Below are 11,470 nucleotides of genomic sequence, written 5' to 3'. Positions count from 1 at the left end.
AAACTTCGCCGTTGGTCAAATTTGTCGAGCCCAGGGATTATTTGCCAGGCGTACCGATGTACGCAAGCGCCGAAGCCTATTGTGAGAGGGTGAAAACGAAAGCCAGTGTAGTCTTGGTTTTAACGAGCAAAGCTTTCATAATCACACCGTCTGTATGTCGCCACCATGCGTTCGCAACATGGCGCGGGTCGTCTGTAATCACACCCTAGGCTTCCCTGACCGCATGATCGACATCAGGACTTTGGAAACAGGAACTGGATCGTGAACCCAGCCGTCCATTTTGGCGCCGTCGCCGGTCGCTCGACATTGTAATAGGCTTCGGCCCGGAGATTGACTGGCTGGTTCCCCCATTTCGTGATCTTGCCGAAACCGCCGCCAACAGGAAACAGAAGCTTGTCGCCGGAAGAGGCCGCCCAATCATAGGTGATCACCATGTCGCTGATCAGGTACCAGCCGTTGTCGAGATTGTAGTTGACGAAGGGTTCGAACAGCGTCTGGTTGACGTCCCTGCGGGCACTGTCCCCAGCAAAGGACCAGAGATGGCGGACCAAGGCACCGTAGGTTCCCCAACCAGGTTGGTTCAAGGCTACTGCCGACACCCCAGCACTCCACTTGCCGCTACCAAGCCTATCGTCCGTTGCGGAATCTGCGGTTATCGATGGACCGACTCCCCAGATCCAACCGTTGACCGGTTTTACAGGGCTGAAGAACAGCGTGTAGTTTATGTCACCCAAACCGGTTGTGCGTCCAGTTGTAGTCGGGTCGCCAATCCCCGGATTCCCTGGCAGCCCGGCAACGCCCCCGGGGGCGTCATAAAGAGGGATAATGAACCTGCTGACAAGGTTCCAATCTCCGATAGTAATTGGAATTACCGGATTAATACTCAGAACATTTGCCTTCCCGTTCGGCGCGCCATTGTCAAAGGTGAACTTCAACGGAACGCTGATGAGTGAGCTAATCGGGTTTTGAACGGCTGAACTCAAATCGGATTCAGCCATTGCATTACCAGAAAGACCTAGCGCCAGTCCCAAGGACAGAACCGCGGATTTGATTGTTAGGCGCATTTTGTCCTCCTTAGGGCAAACGCATTTAAAGAGCTCGTACTGTATCCGCCTCATTGATCCGCCTTCTCGATATCGGGCAGAACCCAAGTTTGATCGAGGAACGCCTTCTTCGGTGAATATAGGCGGAAATACGGGAACCAAGCGCGCCCGGGCTCGGTCGGGATCCAGTTCTTGCGGGCATCGCCTGCCGGCTCGTTTGGTCCGATATGAAGCGACACCGAGCCGTCGTCGTTGTAGGCTAAGTCCATCCGTGACGAGCGGTCCGCGATCTCATAGTCGTTCTGAACCAGTGTTCGGGTGCTGACCTCGTAGACCGTTAGTGACCAGAAGGCCTCGGCCGGTACATCCGGCGGAACGCGGAGCACATAGTCAGTACCGCCATCCAGCCAATCGCCGTCGGCATCCTTGTAGGTCGCCATATAGACCTGCCCCTTGCCCGTCTTCTGGCCATGCATCGCAACGTCGTTGGTCACGGCCTCGTAGAACCATGCGGCACGTTCATCGAGGTGATCATAGTTTTCGTCACGCTGGTCTGGGTTTGCCGTCGTCGCGTACTCCCATTGAACGTCGTCGCGGTAGTGGCTCGTCTCGACGCGTTTGGAGAAATCATTGGCCTTGGCCATCGCTTCTCCGACAACGGCAGCCTCCATCAGAATGCGCTGTTCGCGCCAGCCCGGCGTGAACGGCTTGCCTTTCTCGATCCCGAGCGGCTTGAGCATGGCCATAAAAAAGCGGTCGCGCTCAAAGACCGGTTCGCGCTGGATCGTGTCGTTCAGTAACTCCCAGTATTCCAACCCGACGGGCTGTGCGCCCATCCAGGGCTTTCCATCGGGCGTGATGTATCCGCGGGGCTTGGGATCGTCGCGTTCGGACCAGGGATAGACCTTGATCTGTTCCAGCAGCGCCATGCGTTCGTCGCGATCCTCCGGCATCAACCGGATGCCCATGAGCACGCCGTTGGTCGGCGAAGAAAAGACTTTATAGCCCTCCGCCTCGGGCGCGTTCTGTCCGGGGCCGACGAACACGTACTTGCCGGGCTCGGTTATCTGGGTGATCCCGATCTGCCACATGTCATGGGCAGCCCCCCGCACCGATCCTTGTGGTTCCGGCATCTCGACAACCCAAGGGCCATCAGCGAGATCGATGAAGGGTAGCACGTAGGGGGTTGTGGCGTTGAAGGTCAGGCCACCGATCTTGTCGGCATAGGACTCCACGAAGACGATCTGGCCGTTCTCGGCGCCAAGCTCGTCTTCATGCGCGCGACGCCATTGCGCCATTCCCATTAGGGGGATCGACCAGATATAGGCCTGCACCGCCCTCTGAAAATCCATTTCCTCGTAGAGCTTGGCGATGGTCTCATCGGTCGGGTAGCCGGTTGTGAACCCATGGGTGAAGCTCAAGGGGCCGATCCTTGTGTCGACCGTCTCCTGGGCCGGGGCGGCCAGCGAGAAGGCGAGCAATAGCGCGAGGGCTGACGAACTGCGTGCGGCGAATTTCATTTCCAACTATCCTCCGTCAATTCGAAAAAGAACCGCTCCGCGATTTACGCGGGGCGGCGAGATATCAGTTCAGCTTCACGACGTCGTCCGGGCGCCATGCCTGGTCGAAGAAATCAAGATCCGCGCCATAGAGGCGGATCACGGCCATGAAGGCACGTCCGTCGATCGACTGGATCCAGTTCTGTTCTGGCGCATCCGCCGGTTTCTCGGGGCCGAACCAGAGATCGACCGATCCATCGTCATTCTTGACGATCGAGGCGTCGAGGCTGTTCTTTGATGGCAACAATTGCGGCGTTTCCGGCATTGTCCCATCGGTGACGTTGTAAAGCGTCACCGCCCAGAACGCCTTGGCCGGAATGCCAGCCGGCAGATGCAACTTGTAGCCGTTGGTACCGTTCAGCAACTCACCCTCGGAATCCAGGAAGGCCACCGGATACTTGGAGCCGGCACCGATTGTGCGCATCACCATCGCCGGGGCAGAGGAATATGCGTATTGGAAGAACGTCGCCCGCTGATTCACATCGAGATAGCTATTCTGCATCCAGTCGGCAGTCGCCCCGGCCCATGCCCGGACGTAGTTCCGGTCATCGTAGTAGAGGTCCCGGCCGTCCGCGCGGGGCGCCATGCGCAGCGCCATGATCATGCGCGGCGCGACATCCACCGCCTTTTCCAGCAACTCGCGCTCCCGATCGGTGGGCTCGAATGGTTCGCCCTTGACGATGCCGATAGAGGCAAGGACGCCTCGCAATTCTGGGCTGATCGCCCCGACGGGTTCGTAGTCCACGAATTCCTTCAGCTTGGTCCAGTAGGCGAAATCGACTGGATACATCATGTCGACCCGCTTGCCGGATCCGTTCGGGAACTCCATCGGTTTGACGCGTTTCTCGACCTCGTAGAGCGGGTAGATCCTGGTCCGCTCGGCCAAAGCCACGGCAGGCTTGGGATCCGGGCCCGGTTCCATCACTGTGCGGAAGAACAGGAAGACATTGTAGGTCGAGGACTCGAAGGCGAAATAACCGCCTGGCACTTCGCCGTCATAGCCCGGTGGTAGCAGCAGATAGAGTCCGCCACGCGCCCGATCCGGACCAATGGCGCCGACGTCGGTGATGGTTCGCTGGAAGAAATCCGTGAACATGCCGATGACGCCGGGTGGCGCGGCAACAACGAGCGGACCTGTCTCCTTTAAATCGAGATAGCTCATCGAGTAGATGACATCGGCATTCGGCGTGGGCACCCATGCTCGCGCATCCATGCGATCCTTCCAAATCGGCAGAACGTTGTAACCCTTGCCGAACGCCGCTTCGGATCCGTCTCGCATACCGATCACGTTGAGCGCCGGAATCATAGTCATATACGCATGAATAGCCCGCTGGTAGTAAAGCTCGTCGCGCAGTTGCTGTGCCTCTTCCGGCGGTGGCCAGTTGCCGTTGTAAAGCTGACGCACAAGCGGAGGCGTCGTTTCCTCCTGGGCCATGACGGGCGCGGCCCCTAAGGTTGTTGCGCCGAGGAGCATGGCACAAATCATCGACGACCCCGTAAGGCGTTTGATTTTCATGATTCTCTCTCCCTTTCGTTGTTTCTGTTACGATCCGTCAGACGGTGTACGCCCCAGTAGCCAGGGCTTCCGCAAACCGCTGGATGCGTGCTGGCTTGCTTCGCAACCTCCGATCTCAGCCGGTTCACTAACGGCTATCCTCCATTGCGGAGCTGTTTCCAGTGCTCCGGCTCGGCGAATGCTGCCAGAGATGCGATTGTGATTGCGGCGGATAGCAGTAGTTGCTTGATTTAGTTTTCACTCCTTTTCCAAATCCAAATCAGGCGCATGTCGACAGGCAGAAATCGCCGCTTCCAAAGCGGCAAAGAGTTCTTCGGCCTCGAATGGTTTGCGCAGGCAGCGGGTCGCGCCCGTGGTGTCCGCCTTGGCGAGCTTCTCTTCGTCGTCAGTCGCCGACATGAAAACGACGGGCACCATTTCGTTCCGGTCACTGAGCATGGCTGGCACATCGAGCCCGCTTTCTTGGTCGAGGACGACATCGACAAGCAGGCAGCTGTCAGGCGGCAGGGGCAAGGCTGCGCGCAACGACGCGAGACTGTCCAACTGCTGCTCGGCGAATCCCTTTGCCTTCAGCAGACGAGCGAGTGCCGAGCGAACGCTGCTGTCATCGTCGAGTACGAATATAGTGACGGGAGACGGTGTCACTGCGAAGCCTTTCTTTTTCCAAGGGATCATGCCGTGGCGTGGTGAACCCCGCTATTGTCCCCGAAGGACAATTGACAGGCTATTTGAGCAGCCGAATCAGCGACCTGAGCACTTCCTTGCCTTGTCACTGGGGCCGCGCTAGCGTCTCTGTGCCCAAAGCTGAAAGGACCAGATGCAACTTCTTGGCCAGATCTATTTCGTAACCGCCGGTTTCGGCATCATTCTCGGTGCGGTCTACCTGCTGATCTGGTTGAGGCTCCGGGATCAGCTGGCGTTTCTGTTTGCGAGCGTGATGAGTCTGGCAGGCAGTGCTGCGGCCCTGTGCGAAGTCTCCTATCTCGGGACGCCATCGACCGCAGATTTCGTGAATGCATTTCGGGCACAAAGTGTGTTTATCGGTGTTTCGCTGATTAGCATGGTCTGGTTTCTTCAATTTCGGCTGAACATCGGTCGCCGTTGGCTATGCTGGTTCATCACCGGTCTTTGGAGCTTTAGTATCATCGTCATTTTAACTAACCCGGGGCAGATTGTGACTGGTTGGCTCAAAGGGCTGGACTACCGAACCACGCCATGGAATGAGGCCTTCGCCTTGCCGGTTGGAGAAATGCACTGGTCCAAGTACCTCACGGATTTGGCCTCTCTGGTAATCGTAATTTATGTGATTGACGTGTTGCTTCGCGCCTTACGAACCGGCTCGGGTGCTCACGCGCTAAAGACGGCGGGACCGGTTCTGTTCTTCATATTGGTCGCGGGAATTCACACGCCGCTCGTGGACGCGTCGGTGATCCAGACACCGTACCTTATCGGCGTCATCTTCGTTGCAATCTCAGTCTCGCTCGCGTTTTCGTTGGTTGGCGAAGTCGCCAAAGGTGCTTGGTTGAACCGCGAGATCAAGATCGAACGGGAACGATGGCAAGGAGTGGTGGATGCGGTCGATTTGGCGCTGGTTCGGGTCGATGCCGGTGGCAGGATCGCCAGCGTCAATCCCTTCCTCGAACGTTTGATCGGCCGCAGCTCCGTCGACTTGGTGGGGCAAAAGGCAGATACCCTCTTTATGGAAACCGCCTTGAACTCAGATCAGTTGCCGACCACTGATCCGGAATTCTGGAAAAGTCAGGAGTCCGCGACCCGTTGCCTGCCCGCCGCGGATGGGACGCACAGAGAAATGGCCTGGCATTGCGTGGCGCTCTCCAAGGAAGCGGGGACCAGCGATGGGCTGATCGCCATTGGTAAGGATCAGACAGAACGTCTGAAGGCCGAGGCCGAACGTGATGAAACAAGGCGCGAGTTCGAGAAACTGTCGCGCGCGCTGACGCTTGGGGAGCTGGCTTCGACGATCGCCCATGAACTGAGCCAGCCGATTGCCGCTGTCCTCAGCAACGCGCAAACCTGCGAAATCCTTTTGGAGTCGGATTCTGCCGGCGAGGGCGACATAGAGGAAATCATTCGGGACATCCTCAGGGATACACGACGCGCCCGCGATCTCATGGGACACGTCCGCCGTTTCATGTACGACGGCGATCCGGAACGCCAATGGTTCGATCCGATGACAGCGCTGAGGGCCGTTCTGGAATGGCTCCAACCTGAGGCGAAGCGCCGACGAATTGCCATTCGGCTGATCACCGAAAAACCGCCGGGCAGCTTCTTTGGTGTCGAACTGGAACTGCAGGAGGCGATGGTCAATCTCGTCATGAACGCTATGCAGGCAACCGGTGAGACAGAGGGCGGCGAGGTAATTGTCACGATAGGTGGGGAATCCGATGGCGGCCTAAACCTCTCGGTTGAAGACAATGGCCCGGGCATTTCGGACGAAGCGGCCGACAAGTTGTTTGCGCCCTTCGTAACCTCTAAGAGCAAGGGCATGGGTGTAGGCCTCGCCGTCGTGCGCCGGGTGGTCGAGCGGCATAATGGCATGATCGAAGTGGGCGCAAGTGCTAGCGGCGGTGCCCGGTTCACCATCACACTGCCACCGGGCCAACAAACGGAGTTAAGGATCAGTGCCTGAGACCATTTGCGACGTCGTGATCGTGGACGACGATCGATCGCTCCTGCGCGCGCTGGACAAACAGGTTCGCGCGATGGGATATTCCACACAGGCTTTCGACGATCCCCTGTTGGCGCTCGAATTTCTGGAGCACGCGGACTGGAAATGCCTGCTTGCGGATCTCTCAATGCCGAAAATGAACGGGCTCGAATTGCAGTCACACCTAGAAACCCGGTCGGAACCATTTTCGGTCGTGTTTCTAAGCGGTGTTGCATCGGTGCGTTCGGTGACGAGGGCAATGCGCCATGGTGCGGTCAACTTTTTGGAGAAACCTGTTGAGCACGGCGATCTGCAAGCCGCCCTGAGCGAGGCCGTGGAGAACGTGGAAGGCGCACGTCGGAAGAAAAACGAAAGCGCAAGCGCCCGGGTGCGATTTGATCAATTGACCGACAGGCAAAAGGAGGTGTTCTGGCAACTGGTTGTTGGCGCCAGCAACAAGCAGATCGCGCGAAATCTCGATGTCAGCGAACGCACCGTCAAGGCACATCGAAGCGCTATTAGGGAGCGGCTTGGGCTTGAGACCCAGATGGATATGGTCGGTTTTTCGCAGACGCTCGATATGGAACGCGAAGGATCCGTCGAAGGTGCAAAGTAGTAAGAAAACATCTGCCATTCCGTCGGCATGAAAAATAGCTGCAGCCGAGGTGCGCGATCATGTGCAACGTCTGCAAACCACGCTTAGCACCAGTTCGAACCGCGTGCAGCATCGAGTGCTTTGGGCTCGCAGCGATCACCTGACTATTTTTGTCAGATGACCGCTTTGCGCTCTCAGAAGGCATTAAATAGCTCTGCGGCCTCGTGCTCACTCCGAACTGGGTTGCTCGACCACAGCCAAAGCGGTGCTGATCCGCTCGCACAGCTCTTCGCCTATCCTGATGTGGCGTTCGAGGTCTGCGATCTCATCTGGGTCGGTCTCGTGGACCATCGCCTCACGCAGACCGTCGATGTTGGCACGGAGGTCAGGAAGCTTTTTACGCCAATAGTCGAGTTCCTCTTTCTCTTCTTTGGTCATTGGTCCGACAATGCGCACCTTGCCAGTTCGCAAGTCGATCTTGATGTGATCCGGATGCGGAATGGGCTCATCCATGGTTTCTATCCCGGCTTCCGCACGCCTGCGCAGTTCCTTCTCCCATTCGATCTTATAGGTCAGCGCCTTGTCCAGATATTCAGCGTGAAGCATGTTGCGGGAGCTTTCCACCTCTGCCAGCAACTGTGAGAAGAGCCGCTGCGCGCGGTGCTGGCCCTTGGCGGCGTTCACAGCCAGAGAGCGCATGACCGCCTGCGCCATGGGAATGGTCACGCTGCGGTGCCCTTCCCGGATCGTGATGTCGCGGTATGCCTCATCGAGAATGATATCTTTCATGCGTTCCTCATGCATGCCCGGACGTTTGTTCTTTGATCCCCGGGGCCGCCCCTTCGGATTACCAGACTTGCCCGGTTTGAAGCGGGTGTCTTTCGGCGGTTTACCATATCCAACGTCATAGCCGGGTCGGGCCACGAGTGCGCGCTTGTCCTTGTCGCTGCTCATTCCGCCGCCTCCATCGCTTTGACGTCCACCGCTGGCGTCCAGCCGCAGAGAACCTGCGCCGCCTCGTCCCTGGCATAGGCCTCCCAGCGGGCAATGATGCGATCACAATAGATCTCGTCAAACTCGCAGAGATATGCGCGCCGGCCGGTTTTCTCAGCCGCGATCAAGGTTGAGCCGGAGCCACCAAAGACATCCAGCACAATGTCGCCGCGTCCCGAGACATCCCGGACGGCATCGGCGATCATCTGCACGGGCTTCACGGTCGGATGTAGCGCCAGTTCTTCCATCCGCCCTACCCGCATCGTATTGACGCCGCGATACTGCCAGACATTGGTCCTGTAGCGCCCATGCTGTCCCAACTCAAAAGTGTTGATATGCGGCGCGTCCCCCTTCTTGAAGGCAAAGATCAATTCGTGACGGGACCGGTAGAAGGTGCCCATACCGCCGTTGTCCTTGGCCCAGACAATCAGGTTCTTGAGGTCGTTATAGACCCCCTGCCCCGCTGCAAGTATCTCGCCCATATGACGCCAGTCCATGCAGATGAAGTGAATCGAGCCGTCGACACTGTGATCAACAAGGTTGCGGAAGGCGCGCCGCAAAAAGCGCGTGAACTCTGATGCCGACATCTCACCGGAAGCCATGGCAAACTCACGATGCTGCGTCTTGCCCGAGTTGCCGACGTGACCGTTGATTGGGACATTGTATGGCGGGTCCGTAAAAACCATCGTGGCGGTCTGGCCGTCCATCAATGAAGCGATGGTCTGTGCGTCCAGCGCATCGCCACAGATCAGCCGATGCCGACCGAGCTGCCAGATGTCGCCCGGGCGCACGCGGGCGGGCACCTCAGTCGGCACGGCTTCGTCGGCTGGGTCACCCTCTTCTTCCGGCTCTACAGCCTCCATCAGGCTATCGATTTCGGCAATAGTGAAGCCGGTGAGCCCGACATCAAACTCCAGATCGTCGGACATCAGCGCCCCGAGTTCCGCCGCCAGCAGGTCCTCGTCCCAGCCGGCATTCAGTGCCAGCTTGTTGTCCGCCAAGACATATGCGCGTTTCTCCGCCTCGGTCATATGATCAAAGCGCAGACAGGGAACGTCGTGCATGTCCAGCAATTGCGCCGCTGCTACCCGCCCGTGCCCGGCAAGGATGGTGCCACCCTCGTCGATCAACACCGGGTTGGTGAACCCGAACTGCTTTATACTGTCGGCAATCTGCCGCACCTGTTTCTTAGAATGTGTCCGAGCGTTGCGCGCCCAGGGTTTGAGGTTTTTGATTTGTACAGTCTCGATAGACGCCATGTTCAGGCCTCCTGTTGGCGCGTGCGCGCTTCGGTTATTGATGCCAGCCGCAAAACAGCCGACGAATTGTTTGGAAAAGCCCGCACTGACGAGACGGTCACGCAACCGCGATAACGTCCGCGGACAACGAAACCGCAAAGATGCGGCGGGCTCAGGCTCCCATCCGGGTGACGCGTCCTGTCGAAGGCATCGTGTCCGTCCGGGTTGGCCTCATCTTCTCATCGTTTCTCGAGCGACGGTGCATAGCGCAGAATCGCCCGATTGGAACATAACATGAACATGATCATTGGCAAAGGGTGTATTTGCAGGTTCGTATTTTGTCTGGCGTGGGCGCTACCCTGTTTTGCAGATACCAATCCCTGTTAATTCCTGGGGTTTCCCTGTTCGCGATGGCAAATTTCCCTGTTCCCTAAAGAACAGGGAATTGCTCCCTAAACCCCTGTAAACCGGCGCTAAATCAGGACAGAGATTGTCGAAACGGGCACCCCAGCGGCCAAAACCGCCGATTTTCCCTGTAAATTCCCTGTAAAAAGGGATTTTGAACCCAGACCGGATAGCCCGAGACTGGCAACACAGCCAACCACTCCCCTATATCCAGACCGTGCAAGGTGCACTTCGAATAGTCACGCGTTATCCGCGGGTTAGCGGCGTGGCGCAATCGCGCAGACCGTGGACCGTGCCGGTACAAGGCCGCAAATCTCCGAAAGTCTGCGCTCGGCCTTTTCGCGGTAGCAGGTGTGGGTTTGGTGGATCAGAGAGTCGCGAGAAGCGCGCGCTGGTCCGGCCAGTCTGATGGCAGGGTTCGCGATTTGCACCAGTCGGACGTAAAGCCGAGGGGCTGTTTACCTTCCAGTACATCCCGCACGAGATCCGGCGCGAGGAAGGCAAGATCGATCATGTGCTGCACGCGGCGTTTGGAGATATTGCTGGTTTCTGCAATGTCGCCGAAGGTTTCGCCCGCCTTGATCCGCTCCAGCCAGTGATGCGCAAGCGCGATGTTGCGGATGAGGGTTTCGTCTTTATTTCCGTTCGTTTCGGCCAGGATGATTTTCGTCTCTACGCCACGCTTCCGTAGCTGGAACGGCGCTTCGATCTGCAGGGCGTTTGCGTCCAAAGCATCGGCGTCGGTATCCAGCATCGCCGCCATGCCTTTGATATCTAGCTTGAGCAAAATCTTTCCCGGCGCAATCTCGATGCGTTCGACCAGCGAGAGGATGTCTTTGACATTCGGCCCACTGGTCAGATCCTTCAGCTTGCTTCGAACGCGGGCGATGTCACCGGCGTCGGACTGCTGGCAAACATGGCTCGCGAAGGTTGGTTCTGCGAGATGGCGACGGGTAAGAGTGCTGGTCTGTGCCTCAAGATGATCTGCAGGCAGGCGCCAGCCATCGAGGTTTTCCTCGCCGCTGCGCGCAATCAGCCGGTGCGAGACATAATAGCGCAACCGCGTCCCCGACTTCGTTTTCGAATGCGATGGCGTCAGTCGGTCTCCTGTCTCATCGAAGATTTTCCCGCACAGCAGCGACACGTGGCGTGGCGTCTTTCGATAGCGAAGACGCGAGGCCGTACCCTGCAGGCGCAGTTGGATGTCATCCCATCGGTCGGGCGCTATGATCGGGTCGTGCTGACCATCATGCACCTTGTCGCGATGCCGGATGCGCCCGGCATAGACCGGGTTCGTCAAAACGTGATGGATATGCCCTCTGTCGAAAGTGCCACCGCCGCGGGCCTCACCCGATGACAGTATTCTGCGCCGGGTGCGTAACCCCAGCGCATCGGCCTGCTCTTTTACCTCCCGGATAATACCATGCTGCTCGTATAGCGCATAAAGGGTCCG

The 11,470-nt window shown here is 58.0% G+C and carries 9 protein-coding genes; 2 read left to right on the top strand and 7 right to left on the bottom strand.

All coding sequences use genetic code 11. The features are described from left to right. Nucleotides 1–233: 233 nt before the first annotated feature. From LCM21_RS16820 to LCM21_RS16805, 4 genes are all read right to left on the bottom strand, one after another. On the bottom strand, nt 234–1,064 hold the full coding sequence (locus tag LCM21_RS16820) for a transporter (protein WP_224891641.1): 831 nt from the start codon (nt 1,062–1,064) through the stop codon (nt 234–236). Between the two features lie 50 nt (nt 1,065–1,114). After that, a complete protein-coding gene (locus tag LCM21_RS16815; RefSeq protein WP_224891640.1) occupies nt 1,115–2,563 on the bottom strand; it encodes a DUF1254 domain-containing protein in 1,449 nt (482 codons plus the stop codon). Between the two features lie 64 nt (nt 2,564–2,627). Beyond that, nucleotides 2,628–4,118, bottom strand: coding sequence for a DUF1254 domain-containing protein (locus LCM21_RS16810; protein WP_224891639.1), 1,491 nt, complete (start codon nt 4,116–4,118; stop codon nt 2,628–2,630). Between the two features lie 237 nt (nt 4,119–4,355). Next, on the bottom strand, nt 4,356–4,793 hold the full coding sequence (locus tag LCM21_RS16805; protein WP_224891638.1) for a response regulator: 438 nt from the start codon (nt 4,791–4,793) through the stop codon (nt 4,356–4,358). A gap of 142 nt (nt 4,794–4,935) precedes the next feature. On the opposite strand from LCM21_RS16805, the gene LCM21_RS16800 reads away from it, so the two are divergent. Together LCM21_RS16800 and LCM21_RS20790 are read left to right on the top strand one after the other, a co-directional pair. Then, nucleotides 4,936–6,768 (top strand): sensor histidine kinase, encoded by a 1,833-nt coding sequence (locus LCM21_RS16800; RefSeq protein WP_224891637.1) that lies wholly within the window; start codon nt 4,936–4,938, stop codon nt 6,766–6,768. Then, a complete protein-coding gene (locus LCM21_RS20790; protein WP_224891636.1) occupies nt 6,761–7,402 on the top strand; it encodes a response regulator transcription factor in 642 nt (213 codons plus the stop codon). The genes LCM21_RS16800 and LCM21_RS20790 overlap by 8 nt, the downstream gene beginning before the upstream one ends. 207 nt (nt 7,403–7,609) lie before the next feature. Here LCM21_RS20790 and LCM21_RS16790 read toward each other — a convergent pair whose 3' ends face one another. From LCM21_RS16790 to LCM21_RS16780, 3 genes are all read right to left on the bottom strand, one after another. Then, nucleotides 7,610–8,335: a DUF5681 domain-containing protein gene (locus LCM21_RS16790; protein ID WP_224891635.1), complete on the bottom strand. Its 726-nt coding sequence runs from the start codon at nt 8,333–8,335 to the stop codon at nt 7,610–7,612. Next, on the bottom strand, nt 8,332–9,633 hold the full coding sequence (locus LCM21_RS16785; protein WP_224891634.1) for a site-specific DNA-methyltransferase: 1,302 nt from the start codon (nt 9,631–9,633) through the stop codon (nt 8,332–8,334). The genes LCM21_RS16790 and LCM21_RS16785 overlap by 4 nt, the downstream gene beginning before the upstream one ends. Nucleotides 9,634–10,384: 751 nt before the next feature. Further along, nucleotides 10,385–11,470 (bottom strand): recombinase family protein (locus LCM21_RS16780; protein ID WP_224891633.1); only part of this gene is annotated, 1,086 nt, incomplete at its 5' end.

This window comes from Ruegeria profundi (assembly GCF_020171505.1).
In the GTDB taxonomy this organism is placed as follows: Bacteria; Pseudomonadota; Alphaproteobacteria; order Rhodobacterales; family Rhodobacteraceae; genus Ruegeria; species Ruegeria profundi.
The sequence above is the reverse complement of the archived record's forward strand: the minus strand, read 5'-3'. Positions and strand labels throughout refer to the sequence as shown.